Consider the following 21,077-nt stretch of genomic DNA (forward strand, 5'->3'; position numbering starts at 1 on the left):
TGCTCGTGCACCGCGGTCAGCGTACGACCGACGGCACCGCCGACGGATCGACCAGCGCGGCCCCCACCACGGCCGCGAGCCCCAGGAACTGCAGGAACAGCGGATCCCGCGCCTGACGCCAGTGCACCAGCACATACGCGACCGCGACGGGCGGGATGAGCATGCCCAGGCCCCAGAGCGCGCTGGTGCTGAACGCCTGCCCCAGCATCCACAGGCCCCCCAGCACCATTGCGAGCAGGCCGAGGACGGCCGCGAGCGTGGCGAGGTAGTGCAGCATGCCTTGATCGTGGGCACGCCGCCGAGGTCTCGCAACCGCGGATCCGACGCGACCGAGCGCCGCACGGCGGTGGCGCGGCGCCTGCCAGCGTCCCCGCGGTGACGGGTCAGCGACCGGCGACCTGCGACCGCCGCGGCGTCGACCGCAGCGCGACGAGGACCGTCAGCGACCGCTGGCCGCGTCGAGCCGCGCCTGCGCCCACGCCACCTTGTTCACCAGGATCTTCCAGTCACCGTCGGTGGGCTTGTCGCCCCACTTCGCCAGCTCGGCCTCGCTGGTCTTCAGGTCGGCCTTGGCGACGTCGACGTCGACGTCGGCGCCCGGCACCGCCTGCTCGACCAGCACCTCGACCGCGCCGGCCGGGTCGATCCGCAGGTAGCCGGTCGAGATCGCGTAGCGCGCCTTGGTGCGCTCGCCGATCGTCAGCACGCCCGGCTTGAGCGCGGTCAAGAGCGGCGTGTGGCCCGGCAGCAGCTCGAACTCGCCCTCTTCGCCCGGCGCGGTCAACGCGTCGGTGTCCTCGTGGGCGATCACGCCCTTGGGCGTGACCACGTTGACGTCGAGCGCGGTCGCCATCAGTTCTTCTCGGCCAGCTTGGCGGCGGCGGCGCGGACGTCGTCGATCGTGCCGGTCATCGCGAACGCCTGCTCGGGCAGGTCGTCGCCCTTGCCCTCGAGGATCTCCTCGAACGAGCGGACCGTGTCGTCGCGGGTGACGAAGATGCCCTTCATGCCGGTGAACGTCTCGGCGACGTGGAACGGCTGGCCCATGAAGCGCTCGATCTTGCGGGCGCGCGCCACGGTCAGCTTGTCGTCCTCCGACAGCTCGTCCATGCCGAGGATGGCGATGATGTCCTGCAGGTCCTTGTAGCGCTGCAGCAGGCGCTGGACCTCGCGGGCGACCGCGTAGTGGCGCTCGCCGACGACGGCCGGCGACAAGATCGTCGAGGTCGAGTCGAGCGGATCGACCGCCGGGTAGATGCCCTTCTCGGTGATCGCGCGGTTGAGCACGGTCGTCGCGTCGAGGTGGGCGAACGCCGTCGCCGGCGCCGGGTCGGTGAGGTCGTCGGCGGGCACGTAGATGGCCTGGACCGAGGTGATCGACCCGTCCTTGGTCGAGGTGATGCGCTCCTGGAGGCCGCCCATCTCGGTCGACAAGGTCGGCTGGTAGCCGACGGCCGACGGGATGCGGCCGAGGAGCGCCGACACTTCCGAGCCGGCCTGGGTGAACCGGAAGATGTTGTCGACGAACAGCAGCAGGTCCTGCTTCTCGACGTCGCGGAAGTACTCGGCGATCGTCAGCGCCGACAGCGCGACCCGCTGGCGGGCGCCGGGCGGCTCGTTCATCTGGCCGAACACCATCGCGGTCTTCGAGAGCACCGAGCTGCCGTCGAACAGCTTGGCCTCGGCCAGCTCGTGGAACAGGTCGTTGCCCTCGCGGGTGCGCTCGCCGACGCCGGCGAACACCGAGTACGACCCGGACTTCTTCGCGACGTTGTTGATGAGCTCCTGGATGAGCACGGTCTTGCCGACGCCGGCGCCGCCGAACAGGCCGATCTTGCCGCCGCGGCGGTAGGGCGCGAGCAGGTCGATGACCTTGATGCCGGTCTCGAACATCTCGACCTGCACCGACTGATCGGTGAACTTGGGCGCCGCGCGGTGGATCGGGCGGGTCTCGGTGTGCACGACCGGGCCGGCCTCGTCGATCGGCTTGCCGATGACGTTGAGGATGCGGCCGAGCACGCCGGCGCCGACCGGCATCGAGATCGCGGCGCCGGAGTTGCGCACCTGGGCGCCGCGGACCAGACCGTCGGTCGAGTCCATCGCGACGCACCGGACCATCTTCTCGCCGAGGTGCTGGGCGACCTCGATCGTGAGGTTGTCGGCCTTGGCGTCGATCGACGGGTTCGACACCAGCAGCGCGGTGTTGATCTCGGGCAGCTCGGCCGCGTCGAAGGCGACGTCGACGACGGGGCCGATGACCTGGACGACGCGACCCAGCGAGTTCGGAGAATAGTCAGTGGCCATGGTGTGCTCTCGGACGAGGAGGGTTGGTTGCGAAAACGGGGGAGCGGGCCGGCGCGCGGCCTAACCCTTGAGGGCCTCGGCGCCGCCGATGATCTCGAGCAGCTCCTTGGTGATCGAGGCCTGGCGGGCGCGGTTGTACTGGAGCGTGAGCTTGTTGATCATCTCGCCGGCGTTCTTGGTCGCCGACTCCATCGCGCTCATGCGGGCGCCGAACTCGCCGGCGATCGACTCGAGCGCCGCGCGGTACAGGCCGATCTGCACGTACAGCGGCACCAGCCGGGTCAGGAGCTCTTCCTTGCTCGGCTCGTAGTCGTAGTCCTGGCCGACCACCTTGGCCGGCGCGCCCTTGACCTGCTCGGGCACGACCGGCAGCACCTGCTTGACGACGGTGTCCTGGGTGATCGCGACTTGAACTCGTTGTAGACCACGAACACCCGGTCGGTCTTGCCCGAGGTGAAGTCGTCGATGATCCGCAGCGAGGTGTCGCCGGCCACCTGCAGCGCGGTCGCGCCGATCGGCGCGCCGTCGAAGCTGGTGATCTGGTAGTTGCGCCGGCTGAAGTACTGGTTGGCCTTCTTGCCGATCAGCCGCAGGCTGACGTCGCACCCGACCAGCTCCTCGCGGATCAGGGCCTCGGTGCGCTTGATGATGTTGGTGTTGAACGCGCCGGCCAGGCCGCGGTCGCTGGTGAAGACCACCACGATCACGCGCTTGCCGTCGCGCCGCTCGAACAGCGGGTGCGCGTCGGTGCCGGCGACCTCGGCCAGCTCGCTCACGACCGTCGCCAGCGCCGCCGCGTACGGGCGGGCCGCGATGATCGCGTCCTGGGCGCGGCGCAGCTTGGCCGCCGCGACCAGCTTCATCGCGCGCGTGATCTTGCGGGTGTTCTTGACCGACCCGATGCGCTTGCGGATGGCCTTGAGCGACGGCATGTCAGTTCTTCTTGGCCTCGACCACGAACTGCTTGCCGAACTCGGTGAGGGCGGCCTTGGCGGCGTCGGTGTCGAGCTTGCCGGTGGTGCGGATGCTCTCGATCAGGTCGCTCTTGCGGCTCTTGATGAACGACAGGAGCTCGGTCTCGTACCGGCCCAGCGCCGCCAGCGGCAGGTTGTCGACGAAGCCGTTGGTGCCGGCGTAGATCACGATGACCTGCTCCTCCATCGACTGCGGCGAGTACTGCGCCTGCTTGAGCAGCTCGGTCATGCGCTCGCCGCGCTGGAGCTGGGCCAGCGTGGCCTTGTCGAGGTCCGAGCCGAACTGCGCGAACGCGGCCTTCTCGCGGTAGGCGGCCAGCTCGAGGCGGAGGCGGCCGGCGACCTGCTTCATCGCCTTGGTCTGGGCGGCGCCGCCGACGCGCGACACCGAGATGCCGACGTTCACGGCCGGGCGGATGCCCGAGTAGAACAGGTCGGCCTCGAGGAAGATCTGGCCGTCGGTGATCGAGATGACGTTGGTCGGGATGTACGCCGAGACGTCGCCGGCCTGGGTCTCGATGATCGGGAGCGCGGTCAGCGAGCCGCCGCCCTCCTTGTCGGACATCTTGGCGGCGCGCTCGAGCAGGCGGCTGTGGAGGTAGAAGACGTCGCCCGGGTACGCCTCGCGGCCCGGCGGGCGGCGGAGCAGCAGCGAGAGCTGGCGGTAGGCGACGGCCTGCTTCGAGAGATCATCGTAGACGATCAGCGCGTGGCGGCCCGAGTCGCGGAAGTACTCGGCCATCGTGACGCCGGTGTACGGCGCGATGAACTGCAGCGGCGCCGGCTCGGACGCGCCGGCCACGATCACCGTCGTGTACTCCATCGCGCCGGCCTTCTGAGGCGGTCGACGACGGCGGCCACCGTCGACTGCTTCTGGCCGATCGCGACGTAGAAGCAGAACATGTTCTGCCCCTTCTGGTTGATGATCGTGTCGATCGCGATGGCGGTCTTGCCGACGCCGCGGTCGCCGATGATCAGCTCGCGCTGGCCGCGGCCGATCGGGATCATCGAGTCGATGGCCTTGATGCCGGTCTGCATCGGCTCGTGCACCGACTTGCGGGCGATGATGCCGGGCGCCTTGATCTCGACCTTGCGGGTGTGGGTGCCGGCGATCGGCTTGCCGCCGTCGATCGCGAACCCGGTGGCGTTGACGACGCGGCCGATCAGCTCCTCGCCGACCGGGACCTCGACGATCTTGCCGGTGCGGCGGACGGTGTCGCCCTCCTTGATCGTCTCGAACCGGCCGAGGATGGCGACGCCGACGTTGTCTTCCTCGAGGTTGAGCACCATGCCCTGGACCTTGTCGGCGCCGCTGCCCTCGAACTCGAGCAGCTCGCCGGCCAGCGCGCCCGCCAGGCCGTAGACGCGGGCGATGCCGTCGCCCGCGGTCAGCACGGTGCCGGTCTCGGTGACCTGCACCTTCTTGTCGTAGTTCTCGATCTGCTTCTTGATGATGTCGCTGATCTCGGCGGCGCGGATGTCCATGGCGGCTTCCTTCGATCGTTGGGGATGCGTGCGGGAATCGGTGGGCCCGGCGGACCGGGCTAGCGGGACAGCTCGTCGCGCAGGACCCGGAGCTGGGTGCGCAGGCTGCCGTCGTAGACGACGTCGCCGACCTTGGCGACGACGCCGCCGAGCAGGGTGGGATCCTCGCGCTTGGAGAGGACGACCTTCTTGCCCGACAGGCGCTCGAGCGTGGCGGTGAGCTGCGTGACCTGGGCTGGGGTGAGCACGGTGGCCGAGACCACCTCGGCCGCGACCCGCCCGGCGCGCTCCTCGACCATCGCGTCGACCTCGCGCGCGATGTCGGGGACGACCGCGAGGCGCTCGTTGTCGAGCAGCAGGTTGCAGAACGTCTTGGTCAGCGGCTGGGCCGCGAGCCGGGCCAGCAGCGCGTCGACGATCGCGCGGCGCTTGGCCTTGGGGTACGAGTGGTTGCCGAGCACCTCGCCCAGCTCGGGCGCGGTCTTGTAGGCGGCGGCCAGGCCGCGCAGGTCGGCGGCGACCTGGTCGATGACGTTGGCGGCGACCGCCAGATCCATGATGGCGCGCGCGTAGCGGCGCGCGAGGCTACCAGCCTGCATCAGATGGCTCCCTTGCTGCCGCGCGCGGCGGCCTCGACGTCGCGGATGAAGCCGTCGACCAACGACGCGTGGTCGGTGGCGTTGGTCTTCTCGCGCAGGAGCTTCTCGGCGGCGCCGGCCGCCGCGACCGCGACCTCGCGGGCCAGCTCGGCGCGGGCGCGCTCGATCTCGGCGGCGATGCGCAGCTCGGCGTCGCGCTTGACCGCGGCGGCCTGGGTCTCGGCGTTGGCGAGGATGCGGGCCTTGTCGGCCTCGGCGTCGGCGCGCATGCCCTTGAGCAGCGCGTCCATCTCGGCCTCGGACGCGGCCAGCTTGCCGTTGTACTCGTCGAGCTTGGCCGCGGCCTGCTTGCGCAGCTTGGCGGCCTCGTCGAGCGCGCCCTTGATCTCGTCGGACCGCGTCTCGGCCATCTTGCGCGCCGGCGGACCGCCGAGCTTCGCGAGGATGACCAGCAGGATGCCGAAGTTGAGCAGCATGAGCACGAACGGCGCGCTCATCGGCTCTTCTTCGTGACCCTCGGCCAGCGGCGCGTCGCCGAGCTTGCCGTCGCCCATCTTGCCGCCCGCGACGTCCTTGTTGCGGTAGCTGATGCCGAAGAAGTTGAAGTGCTTGCTCGGGTCGGCGTGGCCGCCGTGGGCCTCGCCGTGCTCGGCGCCAGCGTGGGCCTCACCGGCCGGGACCTCGGCCTGATCGGCCGGCTGGGCCAGCGCCACCGCGGGCGCGCCGACGAGCGCGGCGGCGAGCGCGAGCGAACGAACGAAGGAGCGCATCAGGCGATCTCCCGGCCGAGCAGCTGCTTGGCCATGCGGCGCGCGATCAGCTGGGCCTGGGGCACCAGCTCGGCGCGGGCGGCCTCGGTCTCACGCTTGACCGTGGCGGTGGCGGTGTCCATCGCCGCCTGGGCGGTGGTGCGGGCCTTGTCCGAGACCTCGCGCTCGTGCGCGGCGGCCTCGGCGCGGATCTTCCGCTGCTCGGCCGCGGCCTTGGCGCGCGCCGCAGCCAGCTTGGTGTCGTAGTCCGCGAGCTTGCTGTCGGCCTCGGCGCTCATGCGCTCGGCCTCGGCGCGCGCGCCGTCGATGCCGGCGATGCGCTTGGCGCGGAGCTTCAAGTACGGCTGGAACAACAGCTTGTTGGCGGCGAAGAACATCACCGCGAACAGGACGAACTGGATGATGATCGTCCCGTCGATGTCGATCAGGGGCTGGTTGCCTGCAACCACCTCGACCAGCGTCGGTTCCATTGTAACCTCTTGAAAATCCTAGCGTCCAGGCGTTTTGCCTCGGCGCGGGGCGCTTATACGGTGGGCCCCGCCGTACTGTCAACCCAGGGATGCCGCGGCCCTGGACGATCGCCTGCGACAATCCGACGCACACGCCCGCTACACCCATATATGGCGGCGGGTTGGGGCGAGCCCGCGGGGTCTGCGGCGATCGCTGATCCCTGCGGATTCATTTTCACCGCGAATGGTCCTCAACCAGGCCGGATCTTGCCGGGTCCCCACCTGCGGCGGAGCCCGCGCCCTTCAGCCCTCCGGCAACAGCGTCGCGACGGCGAGGGCGACCTCGGGCAGACCGGCGACCGTCAGCGTCGCGTCGGATCCCACGGTCATCACGCGGCGGTACTCGCCGTCGATCGGATCGGTGTGGACATGGACCGCGCGGTGGACGAGATCGACGACCCAGTAGGTCGGCACGCCGCCACGGGCGTACGCGCGGGCCTTGGGCCCGAGGTCGTAGGCCAGCCGTGAGCGCGACACCTCGACCACCAGCACCGCGGAGCGCGGTCGCTGTGGCCGCGCGGTCGCGGCGACCACGGCCACATCGGGCTCGGGCAGGGACCAGTCGGAGACCGCGAGGCCGCTGTGCGAATACACCATCCACGCGTCGCCGAGCGCACGACTCAGGTGACGCGCCAGCACGGCGACGACCCACGCGTGGGTCTCCCCTTGTGGGCTCATGACGACCAGCTCGCCGTCGAGCAGCTCGATCGGCTCATCCTCGAACGCCCCGAGGTCGATCAGCTGCTCGAACTCCACGCGCTTGAGGCCGCGCACCGGCGGCCGCGCGTCGGCTCCACCTGTCCGGTCCTGCATCGTCCCGACCATACCACCTCCCCATCGAGCCACGCTCCAGCAATCCACGCGCCACGGCCAACCGCGCGGATCGTCGTCGCACGATGTCCGGATCCCGGACGAATGGCCGAGGCTCGGCCGGCGCACGCCGGACCTCGGTCGCTGGCGCATGTCCGGCGGCGTGATGGCACGCGGCGCGATCGATGCGTCGGACGACGGCGCCGGTCGGTGCGCGCCGCGTCCGGCCTCCCGGCGCGGGTGACGCGGCCGCCGAAGCCGCCGGCGCCTTGACCCGCGCCGCGTCGGCGTGCGGTCGCAGCGCGGCGCACCGAGGCCGGGTCGCCGACGCCGCGACGGCAAGCGGGTACCGCCGGCGGCGCTTCGATGCCACCCTGGGGCATGGCCAAGAAGCGGATCACCTCGGTGCGGCTCGTCGATGGCGCGCCCGCGACCGGCTGGCAGCCCAGCGACATCGCGCGGGTCACGTGGCAGGAGGACGGCGGGATGTTCCCCGCCGACCACCCCGCCGACAAGGTCGCGCGCGCGATCAACGCCGGCGAGCAGTACTACGTGCGCGCCGCCGACGGCACCGACACCCCGGTCGCGACCAAGCTGCGCCACGGCGCGTACTCGCTCGTCGCCCCGGCCGAGCCGGCCGACCCCGCCCTGCCCGATCGCCTGACCGCGCTGCCGACGTACTGAGCCTCAGAGGGTCCGGCGCGGCGCTACGCGCCGATCGCCTCGACGACCGCGACGTCGGCGGGGTCGAGCGTGATCACGAGCGCGGTCAGGTCGGCGCGCAGGTGCTCGGCCGAGCTGCTGCCGGTCAGCGGCAGCATGCCGACGGTCCGCGCGAACGCGAACACCGTCTGGGACGGGTCGAGCCCGCGGCGGCGGCCGACCGCGGCGAGCCGCGGGCTGGTCAGCTCGCGCTGGTTGGCGGTGAGCAGCGAGAACCCCTGGTAGGTCACGCCGTGGGCGGCGCACGCCGCGCGCACCTCGCGGTCCCAGCCCATGCGCGCGTAGCAGCGGTTCTGGACGAACGTCGGCGCGATCCGCGCGCTGGCGACCAGCGCGGTGAGCTGATCGGCGCTGATGTTCGACACGCCGAGGTGGCGCACCCGGCCGGCGTCGTGGAGCGCCTCCATCGCGGTCCACACCTCGCGATCCTCCGGCCGCCAGCCGAGCGCGGACCACGGGCCGTGCAACACGTAGCTGTCGATCACGTCGGTCCCGAGGTGGCTGCACGAGCTGGCGAACGACTGTGCGACCTGATCGGGGAGCGGCGCCGCAGGGTCGTACGGGAGCCGCTCGTCCTGGCCGCGCGCGTAGGTGAACTTGGTCTGCAGGAACAGCTCGGCGCGCGGGACGCCCGCCTGCGCGATCGCCTCGCCGACGGCGGCCTCGACGTAGTGCTTGCGCTGGTTGGCGGTGTCGATGCCGCGGAAGCCCGCGGCCAGCGCCTGCGCGGTCAGCGCCGCGGTGCGCTCCTCCTTCCAGGCGGTGCCGTACAGGATCGGCGGGACGGGGGCGCGCGCGGTCGGCATGGGTCCACGCTACACCGAGCGCCGAGGACCGGCGCCCGTTCCCGCGTCCGGCTCCGGCGCCCGTTCCGGCTCCGGCTCCGGTTCCGGCTCCGGTTCCCGTTCCGGCTCCGGCTCCGGTTCCGGTTCCGGCTCCGGCTCCGGTTCCGGTTCCGGCGTGGGCGCCAGCAGCCGTCTTCCGATCGGCCGACACCCGGCCCGCCTGCCAGCTCCCGATCGGCTGACACCCGGCGCGCCGCCAGCTCCCGACCCTCGGCCGCCAGCTCCCGATCGGCCGCCAGCTCCCGATCGGCTGACACCCGGCGCGCGGCCAGCTCCCGATCGGCTGACACCCGGCGCGCGCCAGCCAGCTCCCGATCGGCTGACACCCGGCGCGCCGCCAGCTCCCGATCGGCCGGCCAGCTCCCGATCGGCTGACACCCGGCGTCCCGCCATCGTCCGATCGGCTGACACCCGGCGTCCCGCCATCGTCCGATCGGCTGACACCCGTCGTGCCGGACACCCGTCGTGCCGGCGATCACGGGCGGGTGGCCGCGGCGCCGCGGATTCTGGGGTAGCGTGTGCCGGTGCGCTTCGTCGTCGCCACGCTGATCGCGCTGGTCGCGGTCACCGCCGCGCCCGCGGCCCGCGCCGATTGCACCCTGGCCCTCGCCGACGCGCCGTGCCTGACCCCGTGGCTCGATCAGGGCGCGCCGATGCCGTGGCGCGCGCCGGCGCCGCCGCCCGATCATCGCGGGCGCGCGGCCGCGGTGGTCGGCGGGCTGTACGTCGGCTTCAGCGCGTGGGCCTACCTGGCGTGGTACCGCGACGTCGAGTCGCTCGACGAGTTCGGCGTCGGCGGCGACGGCTGGTTCGGGCGCAACACCTACGCCGGCGGCGCCGACAAGCTCGGCCACGCCTGGGCCACGTACACGCTCGGGCGCGCGACCACCGGCGTGCTGCGCTGGGGCGGCTTCGGCCGCACCTCGGCCGCGATCGCCGGCGCCGCGCTGTCGTGGAGCCTGTTCCTCGCCGTCGAGGTCAAGGACGGCTTCTACTACAAGTTCTCGCCCGGCGACTTCGCGTTCAACAGCGCCGGCGCCGCCCTCGCCGCGGCGATGGTGCTGGTGCCCGCGCTCGATCGCTGGCTCGACTTCCGGGTCCAGTACTTCCCGAGCGACGAGTACCTGGGGCTGTGGCGCGGCGAGTACAACGGGCCCAAGAAGGGCAACAGCCTGAACATCGCCGAGGACTACTCGGGCGAGACCTACGTGCTGGCGCTGCACCTCGGCGCGGTGCCGCGGCCGCGCGCGACCCCGCGGGCGGTCGCGACCGCGCTCGAGTACCTCGACCTCGGCGTCGGGTTCGAGAGCCGCAAGTACAAGCCCGACGCCGCGGCCGACGCCGTCCCGACGCAGCGGCTGTTCCTCGGCGTCACGCTCGATCTGCAGCACGTGCTCGATCGCGCGCTGGGCGGTCGCCCGAGCCGGGCCGCGCGCGTCACCCGCGCGATCGGGCGCAACCTGTTCGAGTACCTGGCGCCGCCGTTCGCGCTGGTGCCGGTGGTGTCGAGCACCCGCGACGCCAGCGGTCCGGCCCCGCCGCAGTAGCGGTACGCGTCGGGCGTTCGACCGGGTCGCCGTGACCGCGACGCAGCGGCCCGGCCCCGACGCAGTAGCGGCGATCTACAGGTGGTAGCCGGGGTTGTCGCGCTCGAGCTTGCGCAGGAGCCCCGGCCACGCCAGCCCGGCGCCGAGGCCGCGCATGACCGCCGCCTGCTGCGCGTTGGCGCCGGCGATGATCCGCGGATCGACCGGGATCAGCTCGCCGCCGCCCTGGGCCCGCACCTGGATCGCGCAGGTCGCCTCGAACACGTACATGCGCAGGAACGCGTCGGCGACCGACTCGCCGACGGTGAGCAGGCCGTGGTTGCGCAGCATCAGGAAGCCGTTGGTGCCGAGGTCGTTGACCAGCCGCGGCTTCTCGTCATCGCGCAAGGCCACCCCCTCGTAGGCGTGGTAGCCGAGCGACGCCAGGACGAAGATCGACTGCTGCGAGATCGGCAGCACGCCGCCCTGCTGGGCCGACACCGCCACGCCGTTGAGGCTGTGGGTGTGCAGCACGCACTGCGCGTCCTCGCGCGCGGCGTGGACGGCGCTGTGGATCGTGAAGCCGGCCGGGTTGATCTCGTGCGGGCTCGGCAGGACCGGGCGCCGGTGAGGTCGACTCTGACCAGGCTCGACGCGGTGATCTCTCGAACAACATCCCGTACGGGTTGATGAGGAAGTGGTGGCTGGCGCCCGGCACCCGGGCAGAGATGTGGGTGAACACCAGATCGTCCCAGCCGTAGCGCGCCACCAGCCGGTAGCACGCGGCCAGATCGACCCGGGTCTGCCACTCGTCGCTGCTGACCTGACCGCGGACCGAGTCGGAGCTGCTCATGATCCGGGTGTCGCAGCTTCCGCATCCATCCGCAAGGCGGTCGTCCACGGCAGCGGGATCAGGTCGTCGATGGCCAGCCGCAGGTGCGGGTGGCTGCGGTGCTGGGCCACGTCACCGCGCCGCCGCACGCCCATCGACGCCCAGTGCCCGAGCGCCGGGTCGCGGTCACCGAACACCTCGATGCAGCCCTGCTCGAGATCGACGATCCAGTACTCGTCGATCGGGGCGTGCGCGTACAGGAGCCGCTTGGGCCCGCGGTCCTTGTCGAGGGACGCGCCCGCGACCTCGATCACCAGCAGCGTCCGATGACGACCACCATCCCAGTGCGAGGTCGCCGTGGTCACCGCCAGGTCCGGCCGCGGCGCCGAGAACTCGCCCAGCGGCAGCGGCGTCTGACCAGCACCCGACCGGTGGCCGCCACCTGGGTCCGCAGCCGCGCCGCCGCCTGGGCCACGACCTGATCGTGCCAGGGGTCGACGGTCCCGACCTCGACCAGCGCACCGTGGATCAGCTCGATCTCCTCGTCGTCGAACGCCCCGCCCTTGGCCAGGTGCTCGTACTCCGCGCGTCGCAGCGGCCGGATCCGCACCGCGCCCTCGCCCGTCGCCCCATCGATGATCTGCAGCACATGACCTCCCCGCGCCGCCCAGCCTGACGCCACCACCACCGCCACTGCAGCCCGCGTGCCCGCCGCAACCCCGCGACCGCCCGTCGCCCCGCGCCGGATCATGTCCGGATCCCGGACAATCGTCCGGCCGGCCGGACGCCACCGTCGGACACCGGACAGCGCCGACGATGGCGAGGCGGGGCCTGGCCTGACGCCTCCATCGTACCGGCGCCGGCGCGCGCCGTCAGTTCTTGCTCGCCTTGCCGTCCTTGAACTTCCAGCTCTGGCCGTCCTCGAGCGTCTTGGTCGGGAACGTGACCGTGCCGCCGACGATGTCGCACGACTTGCTCGTCGAGTGGAACGTGTAGGTGGCGGTCGTCGAGGCGCGGACCTCGACCGACTTGCTGCTGCCGCTGCACTTGAGCTCGATCGTGTGGGTCTTCGAGTCGTTGTTGTAGACGCGGATCGAACCGGCGGCGGCGGTGCCAGCGGTGAGCGCGACGACGGCGGCGGCCAGGAGCAGGGGCTTCATCGGGGTCCTCTCTCGAGCGGGTGACGAGCGACGGTTCGCCCCAGCGTCGCACGCCGCCCGACGCCCGGCACCTCACACGCCTCTCACCCGCCGCGATCAGGGCCGGGTGGCGCGCCAGGCGCGGGTGACGCCGTCGCGCTCGACCGTCCCGACCAGCGCGTCGCCGTCGACCGCCCCGGCGTAGCGGGCCGCCCCGGCGCGGAACTCGAACCGCGCCCTGCGGACGCGGCTGTCGGCGATCTCGACCGGGGTCGCGCTGTCATCGACCGTGCCGGTCAGCACCTGGTACGTCTGGGCCAGGGCCAGCGTGCCGGTGGTGGCCCGCCACGCGCCTCGATCCGCCGGGACGATCCACAGGCGGGCTGACCGCCAGCCGTCGGTGGCGACCGACGCGATCCCGTCCGCCGCCCACTCGGCCATCGCCCAGGCGTTCGAGACGATCCGGGTCCCCGGCGTCAGCGCGAGCAGGCGCGGCCGCAGGGTGCGGTTGACCGCGGGCCCCAGGAACAACGTGATCACTGTCGCGCGCGACAGATCGGCCTCGAACAGATCGGCCTGCGCGAACTCGGCCAGGTGCGCGACGCCAGCGGCGATGGCGTTGCGGCGTGCGGTCGCGATCAGCTCCGGGTTCGACTCGACGCCGAGGCCGCGCGCCCCGCGCTGCGCGGCGGCGATGACGATCACGCCGTCGCCGGCGCCCAGATCGATCAGCTCGTCGGCGGCCGTGACCTGGGCCAGGTCGAGCATCGCGGCGACCACCGCCGGCGACGTCGGCAGCCAGATCGCCACGCCGCCATGGCGGCCCATGCGGCTGGCGAACGCCGCGGTCGCGCCGTGCGCACCGAGCAGCGTCGTCGTGTCGGCCAGGTGGCGGTGCTGGGTGTAGGTGGCGGTGACGCGGGCGGCCCGGCTGGCGCCGATGCCGGGGATCGTGAGCAGCGCGCCGCCGGCTCGGCCTCGATCACCCGCAGCGCGTCGGCCCCGAGCTGCGCGACGATCCGGCGCGCCAGGTCGCGGCCGATCCCAGGGAAGAAGCCCGGAGCGCGGCGGCGGCGCGCCGGGCTCGCTCGACGCCGACACCGCGGCGGACGTCGGGGCGCCGCACGCGCCGCGGTTCGTTGGCGCCGGCCTCTGCCCAGGCCCGCGCGCACGCGCGCTACCCCCGGCGCCAGGTCCGCTACGGCGCGCGCTCGAGCAGCGGGGCGCAGGTCGAGACGCCGGCGCCGACGATCCGCATCGGCAGGTCGGTGGCCACCTCCTCCTGCGCGCCGGTCTTCATGTGGACCGCGTGCACGCTCGAGGTGCCGTCGGCGGTGGTGAAGACGTAGAACACGCCGCCCCAGTGCGCGAAGGCGTACGACGACACGTGGGCCTCGCCGCCGGTGAGCGGTCCACCGCGACCCGCGGGCTGGCCGGTCGTGGGGTCGAGCTCCTGGATGACGCCGCGCCCGGGCGCCGGGAAGTACGCGAACAGGCGCCCGTCGCCGGTGCCGGTGAGCTCGGTGGTAGCCGTCGGCCGTGAACGTCGCGATCGGCCGCCACGTCGGCGGGGCCGTGGTCGGGTCGAGCGTGGCCAGGGTCTTGGTGCGCGTGTCGTCGAGGCCGGCCGCGACGAACAGCCGCTCGGTCGTGGCCTTCGGGCCGTCGGTGACGAAGCCCATGCCGAACGTCCGCGGCGCGCCCCGCGGCGCCGCCCCGGTCGCCGCGCACCGGCCGTCGATGATCGAGGCGCGGTGGACCTGGCCGTTCTGGTAGCCGAGCCACGCGACGCCGACGCGATCGACCGCCATCGAGTTCACCGAGCGCGACGGATCGCACGCCAGCGCCGCGACCTTGTGGAACGGATCGTCGGGGAGCTTGCGCGGATCGAACGAGTACAGGTTCGCGTCGTCGTCGACGACGAGACCAGCTCGACGTCCTGAGCGCGCAGGTGTCGACGCACGCGCCGTCGCTGCACGCGCCCCGGCAGGTCTCGAGCGTGGCGCCGGGCGTGCCGTCGGCCTGGCACTGCACGACGTCGTCGCCGACGCACGCGCGCGCCCCGGGCTGACAGCGCGGCGCGACCGCCGCGGGCGCCCCCGTCGGGTCGCGCCGCTCGGTGGCGGGGCCGACGCCGACTCGCGGCCCTTGCACGAGCCGACCAGGGACAGGACCGCGAGCACGAGCGCACGTCGCATCGCCCGACGATGCCACGCCGCCCGGCCCGCGGCGGGCGGTCAGGCCGCGAGGTCGCGTCGCCACGGCCGCGATCCGCCCCCGCGCCGCCGCGCGCGAGCCACCGGGACCCGATCTGCCAGCTCCGCGCGACGAAGACGCCGTCGAGGTGGACGCATGCGAGCAGCAGCGCATCGCTCCTCGCGCCGGCCGGCGCGTCGAGCTCCGACGCCGCCGCGGGTCTCCAGCCAGGCGACGCCCGTGCGACGTCGCGCCGCGCGCCGAGCCCGAACCGCCGCAGCTTCCCGAGCTCCAGCGGCGCCGAGGCGTCGCCCAGGCCGAGCGCCACCTCGAACCACCTCCGCGCCTGGACGTAGCGCCCGGCGTGCTTGTACGAGAGCCCGACGCCGAGGGCGCAGCCGGCATCGCCCAGCCGCGCGCCGCGGCCCACATCCGCCGGGCCGCCGCCGGATCGCGCCGGACGCCACGCCCGGCGTCCAGGTGAAACGCGAGCGCCGCGATGCACGACGGGTCGCGTAGCGCCGCGCCCTGGCGATAGAGCGCCACCGCCCGCCGGAGGCCTCGTCCGCCGCGGGCCGCGAGCGCCTGCCCGCGCCGCCATAGCGCGTCGCCGTCGGGCGCGCCGCGTCCGTCACCGCGTCCGTCATGTCTGCTGCGCTTCGTCATGCGCCGACCATATCGTGCGGACCGCGGCGTGGCGTGGACGACCCAGGCGGCCCCTGGGACGCCGGTGGACGCGCGCATGAGACACGCCCACGTCCGAGCCCGTGAAGTACGCGCCGCGCAGCCCGACGCCGGCGCCCGCGTCACGGTCCGTGGGGCTCCACCGCTGGCGCGCCGAGACGCACGCGCCGCGCGCGTCAGTTGCAGTACGTGATCCGCAGGTACGGCCGGTTGGTGCCCACGTCCGAGCCCGTGAAGTACGCGTACGTGTACGCGGTGTTGGTGTTGTCGAGGCCGAACGTGAGCGAGTTGTCGACGAGGTCGGCGGTCCAGCTCCGGCTGCTGATCGTGATCGGGAACGCGTTGTACGCGTTCACCGTCGGCGCGACCGGGTTGCCGACCTGGGCGGTCGTGCGCGGCAGCGCCGCCTGGGTGACCGTGGCGCGCGTCCAGTTGTTCCCGCTCGAGTACTGGACCCGCACGGTCGGCGTGGCCGAGACCGTGGTCGCGTACGCGTTGACGGTCATCGCCGAGATCGAGGCCGTGTCCGGGATGCTCGTCATGTCGAAGTGGAGCCAGCCGGTGATGTCGCACGGTGAGCCGCCGCCGCAGTCGCCGGTGGGGTTGTTGTACGCGCGGGCGTTGTTGTCGCGGTAGACGTTGCCGGCGGCCTGGGGGTACTGGATCGAGACCGACTGCGTGGCGTACAGATCGACGGTCTGCGTGGTGCACCCGGCGCTGAACGTGGCCGTGACGCCGGTCGGGCCGGCGATCGAGATCACGCAGGTGCCCGTGCCGGTGCACCCGCCCGACCAGCCCGTGAAGGTGTGGCCGGTCGTGGGGGTCGCGGTCAGCGTGACCGAGGTGCCGTAGTTGAACGACGCGGCGCAGGTCCCGCCGCAGCTGATGCCGGCCGGGCTCGACGTCACGGTCCCGGTGCCGGTCCCAGCCTTGGTGACCGTCAGCGTGTAGGGGACGAGCGTGAACGTCGCCGTCACGCTGCGCGCCTGGGTCATCGTCACGAGGCACGCGCCGGTGCCGGTGCAGGCGCCGCTCCAGCCGGCGAAGGACGACCCGGTGGCCGCGGTGGCGCTCAGCGCGACGGCGGTGCCCGAGGTGTACGAGCGGCTGCAGGTGGAGCCGCAGTTGATGCCGGCCGGGCTCGACGTCACGGTCCCGGTCCCGTTGCCGGCCCTCGTGACCGTCAGCGTGTACGTGTTGAGCGTGAAGGTCGCGGTGACCATCGTGGCGGCGTTGACCGTGACGCTGCAGGCCCCGGTCCCGGTGCACGCGCCGCTCCAGCCGGCGAAGGTCGAGTCGGACGCGGCCGTCGCCGTCAGGGCGACGACGGTGCCCGGGGCGTACGCCTCGCTGCAGTCGCTGCCGCAGTTGATGCCGGCCGGCGACGAGGTCACCGTGCCGGTGCCGGTGCCCGCGGTGGTGACGACGAGGGAGTTGTTGGAGGCGAACGACGCCTGCACGGTCAGGTCGGACGTCAGGGTCACCGAGCAGATGCCGGTCCCGGTGCACCCGCCGCCGGTCCAGCCCAGGAACGTGACCCCGGCGCCCGGCGACGCGGTCAGCACCACGGTCGTGCCGTCGGCGTAGGCCTCGGTGCAGTCGGTGCCGCAGTCGATGCCGGCCGGGGCCGAGGTGACGGTGCCCATGCCCCGCCCGCGGTCGTCACGGTCAGCGTCCGCTGGATCGGCACGAACGTGGCGGTGACGGTCGTGTCCGCCGTCAGCGTCACGACGCACGGCGCGGTGCCGGTGCAGCCGCCGCCCGACCAGCCCGAGAACGTCGAGCTCGCGTCGGCCGTGGCGATCACGGTCACCATCGTCCCCGCGGGCTGGGCCAGCGTGCAGGCGGTGCCGCAGTCGATGCCCGCCGGGCTCGACGTGACGGTCCCGGTGCCGCTGCCGGCGAGCGCGACGGTCAGCGTGACGTCGACCGGCGGTGCGTCGATGGGATCACCCGTCGTCGCGTCGGGGCTCGAGGCGACCGAGCCGCAGGCAGCCAGCGCGAGCGCGGCGGCCAGGCCCAGGGTGAGGGAAAGCGAGGACGCATAGGGGAACCGCATGGCCGCATCCTACCCGGCGGCCCGGCCGGTTCGATACGATTCTTCGCACGATCGTTTGTGCGCAAACTAACCCCCGGGGCCGACGCCTGGCGGCCTCGGCCCCGCGCGGCCATCGACGGCGGCGCAGGCTGCGCGATGGCAGGTCTCGGGCCACGTCCCGGGGTAGGCTGGGCGGGTGAGCAAGGCCTTCACCAAGGAGTCCGAGGACCTCCCCGAGCCGCCGGTGCGGCGCCGCGGGGTGCCGGTGCCGGAGTTCAACCTGGTCACCCCCGACGGGCTCGCCGCGGCGCGCGCCGAGCTCGAGGAGCTGACCCGGCGGGGCGGCGACCCCGATCGGCTCCGGGCGCTGACCGATCACCTCGCGACGGCGCAGGCGGTGGAGCCCGGGGATCTCGACGAGGTCGGGCTCGGCGCGACGGTCACCGTCGAGGACGACGACGGCCAGCGCCGGCAGTACCGGATCGTCGGCGCGATCGAGGGCCGATCCGAAGCGCGGCTGGCTCGGCGCGGAGTCACCGCTCGCGCAGGCGCTGTGGGGCGCGCGGATCGGCGATCAGGTCGCGCTGCCGCGCGGGGACGTCGAGGTCGTCGCGATCAGCTACGCGCGTCCGCCGCGGGCGTGAGGTCGAGCCGGTCGCGGCCATCACGGGCGCTGGGGCGATGACCGTGCGCCGCTCGTCGCCGGGGGGCACCAGCGCATCGGTCTGGACCGGTCGCCGCCGGTCCAGCCGCGCGCCGTCATGCCGCTCGTTGCCAGACGTCGGCCCGCCGCGTGGTCCAGAGTCGCCCGACGCATGGCGAACCTGGATCCGGCCGCGGCGAAGGACGAGCACCCGCTCACCTATGACGAGCAGCTCGGGCGCAAGGACGCGCTCGACGCCCACGCGCTGGTGCTCGGGCTGCGCGACGGGCGCGCGGTGGTCCGCGCCAACGCGGCGCTCGGCCTGGCGGCGCTCGGTCACACCGGCGCCGACCTGGTGCCGTTCCTGCGCGACAGCCACCCGGTCGCCGCGCGCGCAGCGGCCGAGGCGATCGGCCACCTCGGCGCGGCGCAGCGCGCCCACCTGGTCGCGATCGCGGCGGCGCTCGACGGCGCGCGGCCCGAGGTCGTCGAGCTGATCGTCACGATGCTCGCCACGCTGGTCGGCCACGCCGACGCCGAGCTGCTCGCGGTGCTCGACACCACCGACGCGATCGCGGCCCGCGCGGTGATCGAGGCGTGCGCGCGGGTCGGCGTGCGCGGCCTGCAGCTCTTGCAACGCGCGGCCAGCGACGAGCGCGCGCGCGTGCGGTTCAACGCGGTCCGCGGCGTCGGCCAGCTCGCCGACCTCGAGCCGGTCACCTCGATCGAGGTCATGCGCGCGGTCGCGTACGCGGACGAGGTGTCCGACGTCCGGGCCGCGGCGCTGGCGGCGATCGCCGGGTACCGTCGCGCACGCGCGGCGAGGCGGCGGCGCGGCGCAAGGCCGGCCAGCCGGTGCCGCCCGCGGTCCCCGAGCTGACGACCCGCGCGCTCACGCCCGACGAGCTGCGGGCAAGGCCGCGGCGCTGCGCCGCTCGACGAGCTCCTGCGCGCGCTGACCGACGCGCGCGTCGAGATCCGCCTCAACGCGGTGCACGTGCTCGCGCTCCAGGGCCCCGCCGCCGCCGCCGCCGCGGCGCCGCTGGCGGTCGCGGCCCGCGACGTCGATCCGACGGTGCGCGCCGAGAGCGCGCGGGCGATCGGCGCGCTCGGCGACGCCGGCGTGCTCGCGGCGCCGGCCCTGGTCCGGGCGCTCGGCGACGACGCCGCCGCGGTGATCGCCGCGGCCGAGGCCGTGCTCGAGGACCACGGCGCCGCCGCCACCGCGGCGCTCCTCGACGGCCTGAGCGTCGCGCGCAGCCCCACGGCGCCCGGGTCGCGGCGCTGCTCGGCGCGCTCCCGGACGGTCCCGCGCTGCTCCGCGACGCTCGCCAGCACCTCCGTCGACGTCCGGGTCAACGCCGCGCTCGGCCTCGGCGCGCTCGGCCCCGCCCGCGCCGGCGGCGCCGTGCCGGCGCTGTTCGCGGCGACCCGCGGCGGCAACGCCCGGGTCCGCGTCGCGATCGAGCGGGCGGTCGCGCAGCTCGCGCCCCGGCCCGATCGGTCGCCGCCGCCGCTGGCGATCGACGGCTTCGACGCGCGCGCGTGCTCACCGAGGCCGAGCTGGCCAAGCACCAGGCCGCGCTCGCCGCCGTCGGGGTCGCCGGGCTGGTGCCGCGGCTCGGCGACGCGCACGTCGCGGTCCGCGCCAACACCGCGCTGGCGTTCGGCGTCCTCGGCGACGCGCCGGGCGGGCTCGACGCGCTCGCGATCTGTCTGCGCGACGACGCCGCCGAGGTCCGCCTGGGCGCGGCGCTGGCGCTGGCCCGGCTCGGCGACGCCGCGATCGCCGCCTGCGCCGACGGCCTGGTCCAGGCGCTCGGCCGCGCCGACGCGCCGCTGGCCGCGCAGCTCGTCACGATGCTGCGGGCCTCGACCCAGCCGGCGATCGCCGACGCGCTGGCCCGCGCGCTCGACACCCCCGACGATCACCGGGCGCGCCAGCTGCTCGAGCTGATCGGCGCGCGCGCCGACGCCGCCGACGTGCTCGGCGCCGCCTTCGCCAGCCCCGGCGCCCAGGCCCACGCCGCCCGCGGCCTCGTCACGCTCGGCGCGGCGCACCTCGGCGGCGGCCGCGCCGTGCTCGAGCGCGCGCGCACCGACAGCTCGGCCCGGGTGCGCGAGCTGGCGCGCACGACGCTCCTGGCGATCGACGGCGTCCCGGCCGCGCCGCCGGTGCCCGCGGTCCCCGGCTTCGAGACCGAGGTCCTCGCGCACAAGGCGTTCGCGAAGCTCCACGTCGAGGCGTCGGCGCTGCTGGCGTTCATCACCGACGGCCGCCCGCGCTGCGCGCCAACGCCGCGACCGGGCTCGGCGCGCTCGGCGCCGCCGCCTCGCCGCACGCGCTCACCGTCGCCGCGCTGCTCCGCGACGACGACGAGCAGGTCCGCGTCGCCGCCGCCCGCGCGCTCGATCAGCTCGGCGACGCCGCCGTCGTCGAGGCCGCCGCGCACCTGGTCGGCGCGCTCGGCGGCAGCCCGGCCGTCGCCGAGGCCTGCCACGCCGCCCTCGCCGCGCGCGCCGCGCGGGTCCAGGCCGCCCTGCTCGCCGGCCTCGAGACCTCCGACGAGACCCACGGCGTGCGGGTCGCCGAGCTGATCTGCGGCCTGCCCGACGCCCGCGCGCTGCTGTTCGCCGCGTTCGACGGCCCCGCCCAGAACGTGCAGATCAACGCCGCCTTCGGCATCGCCACGCTCGGCGCCAAGGTCGCCGGGCCCGACGGCCGCCGGCGTCTGCTCGACGGCCTGCTCGGCCCGCCGACGCGCCGCCGCCACGCCATGGTCAAGGCGCTGCGGCTGCTCGGCCCCGAGCCCACGGGTCGCTAGAGCACCGACCGGGCGTTCGTGATCCGTCCACGCCGTCGAGGCGCGCCAGCGGCGAGGCACGACGACGACGGGCTACGGCCGGTGTCGCGAGGAGTTCGAACGAAGCCCACGGAGATGGATCGGCCGGGTTCCCACAGGCGCAAAGCGACCTGAAGGGATCGCGGCGGGTTCAGCA

Annotated in this window: 21 protein-coding genes and 4 pseudogenes; 9 read left to right on the forward strand and 16 right to left on the reverse strand. The window is 73.7% G+C overall.

Translation table 11 applies throughout. The features are described from left to right. Positions 1–16 precede the first annotated feature (16 nt). The 9 genes and pseudogenes from IPL61_20030 to IPL61_20070 form a co-directional block, all read right to left on the reverse strand. Positions 17–277, reverse strand: a complete 261-nt coding sequence (locus tag IPL61_20030; protein MBK9033524.1) for a hypothetical protein — start codon at positions 275–277, stop codon at positions 17–19. Positions 278–439: 162 nt separating this feature from the next. Next, a complete protein-coding gene (gene atpC, locus IPL61_20035) occupies positions 440–853 on the reverse strand; it encodes an ATP synthase F1 subunit epsilon (GenBank protein MBK9033525.1) in 414 nt (137 codons plus the stop codon). Next, the gene (gene atpD / locus IPL61_20040) at positions 853–2,304 is read right to left on the reverse strand and encodes a F0F1 ATP synthase subunit beta (protein MBK9033526.1); all 1,452 of its coding nucleotides are present in this window, start codon (positions 2,302–2,304) and stop codon (positions 853–855) included. Before atpD ends, atpC begins: the two co-directional genes overlap by 1 nt. A gap of 60 nt (positions 2,305–2,364) precedes the next feature. Then, positions 2,365–3,236, reverse strand: a pseudogene (gene atpG, locus IPL61_20045) (ATP synthase F1 subunit gamma). A gap of 1 nt (position 3,237) precedes the next feature. After that, positions 3,238–4,763 (reverse strand): annotated as a pseudogene (locus IPL61_20050) (F0F1 ATP synthase subunit alpha). 59 nt (positions 4,764–4,822) lie between these two features. After that, a complete protein-coding gene (gene atpH / locus IPL61_20055) occupies positions 4,823–5,362 on the reverse strand; it encodes an ATP synthase F1 subunit delta (GenBank protein MBK9033527.1) in 540 nt (179 codons plus the stop codon). Then, entirely contained in the window at positions 5,362–6,132 is a 771-nt protein-coding gene (locus IPL61_20060) for an ATP synthase F0 subunit B (protein ID MBK9033528.1), read from the reverse strand. The genes atpH and IPL61_20060 overlap by 1 nt, the downstream gene beginning before the upstream one ends. Next, positions 6,132–6,602 (reverse strand): ATP synthase F0 subunit B, encoded by a 471-nt coding sequence (locus tag IPL61_20065; GenBank protein MBK9033529.1) that lies wholly within the window; start codon positions 6,600–6,602, stop codon positions 6,132–6,134. Before IPL61_20065 ends, IPL61_20060 begins: the two co-directional genes overlap by 1 nt. 282 nt (positions 6,603–6,884) lie before the next feature. Next, entirely contained in the window at positions 6,885–7,454 is a 570-nt protein-coding gene (locus IPL61_20070) for a Uma2 family endonuclease (GenBank protein ID MBK9033530.1), read from the reverse strand. Positions 7,455–7,832: 378 nt separating this feature from the next. Here IPL61_20070 and IPL61_20075 point away from each other — a divergent pair, with 378 nt between their 5' ends. After that, positions 7,833–8,135 carry a hypothetical protein gene (locus tag IPL61_20075; GenBank protein MBK9033531.1) on the forward strand — a complete coding sequence of 101 codons (303 nt, stop codon included), beginning with the start codon at positions 7,833–7,835 and terminating at the stop codon, positions 8,133–8,135. A 23-nt stretch (positions 8,136–8,158) separates the two neighbouring features. Here IPL61_20075 and IPL61_20080 read toward each other — a convergent pair whose 3' ends face one another. After that, positions 8,159–8,980, reverse strand: coding sequence for an aldo/keto reductase (locus IPL61_20080; protein MBK9033532.1), 822 nt, complete (start codon positions 8,978–8,980; stop codon positions 8,159–8,161). A gap of 563 nt (positions 8,981–9,543) precedes the next feature. Here IPL61_20080 and IPL61_20085 point away from each other — a divergent pair. Next, positions 9,544–10,566, forward strand: a complete 1,023-nt coding sequence (locus IPL61_20085; GenBank protein MBK9033533.1) for a DUF2279 domain-containing protein — start codon at positions 9,544–9,546, stop codon at positions 10,564–10,566. Between the two features lie 75 nt (positions 10,567–10,641). On the opposite strand, the pseudogene IPL61_20090 reads toward IPL61_20085, so the two are convergent. The 5 genes and pseudogenes from IPL61_20090 to IPL61_20110 all read right to left on the reverse strand — a co-directional run bounded on the left by IPL61_20090 (position 10,642) and on the right by IPL61_20110 (position 13,903). Continuing rightward, positions 10,642–11,398: pseudogene (locus IPL61_20090) on the reverse strand (class II aldolase/adducin family protein). Continuing rightward, on the reverse strand, positions 11,395–12,168 hold the full coding sequence (locus IPL61_20095; GenBank protein MBK9033534.1) for a Uma2 family endonuclease: 774 nt from the start codon (positions 12,166–12,168) through the stop codon (positions 11,395–11,397). The pseudogene IPL61_20090 and the gene IPL61_20095 overlap by 4 nt, the downstream one beginning before the upstream one ends. A gap of 81 nt (positions 12,169–12,249) precedes the next feature. Next, a complete protein-coding gene (locus tag IPL61_20100) occupies positions 12,250–12,537 on the reverse strand; it encodes a hypothetical protein (protein MBK9033535.1) in 288 nt (95 codons plus the stop codon). Between the two features lie 96 nt (positions 12,538–12,633). Continuing rightward, the gene (locus IPL61_20105) at positions 12,634–13,617 is read right to left on the reverse strand and encodes an SAM-dependent methyltransferase (GenBank protein ID MBK9033536.1); all 984 of its coding nucleotides are present in this window, start codon (positions 13,615–13,617) and stop codon (positions 12,634–12,636) included. A gap of 97 nt (positions 13,618–13,714) precedes the next feature. Continuing rightward, a complete protein-coding gene (locus IPL61_20110) occupies positions 13,715–13,903 on the reverse strand; it encodes a hypothetical protein (GenBank protein ID MBK9033537.1) in 189 nt (62 codons plus the stop codon). A gap of 367 nt (positions 13,904–14,270) precedes the next feature. On the opposite strand from IPL61_20110, the gene IPL61_20115 reads away from it, so the two are divergent. After that, positions 14,271–14,459, forward strand: a complete 189-nt coding sequence (locus IPL61_20115) for a hypothetical protein (protein MBK9033538.1) — start codon at positions 14,271–14,273, stop codon at positions 14,457–14,459. A gap of 1,113 nt (positions 14,460–15,572) precedes the next feature. Here the strand turns inward: IPL61_20115 and IPL61_20120 are convergent. Beyond that, positions 15,573–17,042, reverse strand: coding sequence for an InlB B-repeat-containing protein (locus IPL61_20120; GenBank protein MBK9033539.1), 1,470 nt, complete (start codon positions 17,040–17,042; stop codon positions 15,573–15,575). 48 nt (positions 17,043–17,090) lie between these two features. On the opposite strand from IPL61_20120, the gene IPL61_20125 reads away from it, so the two are divergent. The 6 genes and pseudogenes from IPL61_20125 to IPL61_20150 all read left to right on the forward strand — a co-directional run bounded on the left by IPL61_20125 (position 17,091) and on the right by IPL61_20150 (position 20,902). Then, entirely contained in the window at positions 17,091–17,444 is a 354-nt protein-coding gene (locus IPL61_20125; GenBank protein ID MBK9033540.1) for a hypothetical protein, read from the forward strand. A gap of 186 nt (positions 17,445–17,630) precedes the next feature. Continuing rightward, positions 17,631–18,119 carry a GreA/GreB family elongation factor gene (locus IPL61_20130; protein MBK9033541.1) on the forward strand — a complete coding sequence of 163 codons (489 nt, stop codon included), beginning with the start codon at positions 17,631–17,633 and terminating at the stop codon, positions 18,117–18,119. A 130-nt stretch (positions 18,120–18,249) separates the two neighbouring features. Beyond that, positions 18,250–18,957: a HEAT repeat domain-containing protein gene (locus IPL61_20135; protein MBK9033542.1), complete on the forward strand. Its 708-nt coding sequence runs from the start codon at positions 18,250–18,252 to the stop codon at positions 18,955–18,957. A 66-nt stretch (positions 18,958–19,023) separates the two neighbouring features. Continuing rightward, positions 19,024–19,272 (forward strand): annotated as a pseudogene (locus IPL61_20140) (HEAT repeat domain-containing protein). 350 nt (positions 19,273–19,622) lie between these two features. After that, a complete protein-coding gene (locus IPL61_20145) occupies positions 19,623–20,675 on the forward strand; it encodes a hypothetical protein (GenBank protein ID MBK9033543.1) in 1,053 nt (350 codons plus the stop codon). Then, the gene (locus IPL61_20150) at positions 20,657–20,902 is read left to right on the forward strand and encodes a hypothetical protein (GenBank protein ID MBK9033544.1); all 246 of its coding nucleotides are present in this window, start codon (positions 20,657–20,659) and stop codon (positions 20,900–20,902) included. Before IPL61_20145 ends, IPL61_20150 begins: the two co-directional genes overlap by 19 nt. Positions 20,903–21,077: the final 175 nt, after the last annotated feature.

It is taken from the genome of Myxococcales bacterium, from assembly GCA_016717005.1.
Classification (GTDB): Bacteria; Myxococcota_A; Polyangia; order Haliangiales; family Haliangiaceae; genus UBA2376.

What these genes read in the sequence shown, in the direction of transcription:
- IPL61_20030 (MBK9033524.1), bottom strand. Translation starts at nt 277, where the DNA reads ATGCTGCACTACCTCGCCACGCTCGCGGCCGTCCTCGGCCTGCTCGCA.
- atpC (MBK9033525.1), bottom strand. Translation starts at nt 853, where the DNA reads ATGGCGACCGCGCTCGACGTCAACGTGGTCACGCCCAAGGGCGTGATC.
- atpD (MBK9033526.1), bottom strand. Translation starts at nt 2,304, where the DNA reads ATGGCCACTGACTATTCTCCGAACTCGCTGGGTCGCGTCGTCCAGGTC.
- atpH (MBK9033527.1), bottom strand. Translation starts at nt 5,362, where the DNA reads ATGCAGGCTGGTAGCCTCGCGCGCCGCTACGCGCGCGCCATCATGGAT.
- IPL61_20060 (MBK9033528.1), bottom strand. Translation starts at nt 6,132, where the DNA reads ATGCGCTCCTTCGTTCGTTCGCTCGCGCTCGCCGCCGCGCTCGTCGGC.
- IPL61_20065 (MBK9033529.1), bottom strand. Translation starts at nt 6,602, where the DNA reads ATGGAACCGACGCTGGTCGAGGTGGTTGCAGGCAACCAGCCCCTGATC.
- IPL61_20070 (MBK9033530.1), bottom strand. Translation starts at nt 7,454, where the DNA reads ATGCAGGACCGGACAGGTGGAGCCGACGCGCGGCCGCCGGTGCGCGGC.
- IPL61_20075 (MBK9033531.1), top strand. Translation starts at nt 7,833, where the DNA reads ATGGCCAAGAAGCGGATCACCTCGGTGCGGCTCGTCGATGGCGCGCCC.
- IPL61_20080 (MBK9033532.1), bottom strand. Translation starts at nt 8,980, where the DNA reads ATGCCGACCGCGCGCGCCCCCGTCCCGCCGATCCTGTACGGCACCGCC.
- IPL61_20100 (MBK9033535.1), bottom strand. Translation starts at nt 12,537, where the DNA reads ATGAAGCCCCTGCTCCTGGCCGCCGCCGTCGTCGCGCTCACCGCTGGC.
- IPL61_20120 (MBK9033539.1), bottom strand. Translation starts at nt 17,042, where the DNA reads ATGGGCACCGTCACCTCGGCCCCGGCCGGCATCGACTGCGGCACCGAC.
- IPL61_20135 (MBK9033542.1), top strand. Translation starts at nt 18,250, where the DNA reads ATGGCGAACCTGGATCCGGCCGCGGCGAAGGACGAGCACCCGCTCACC.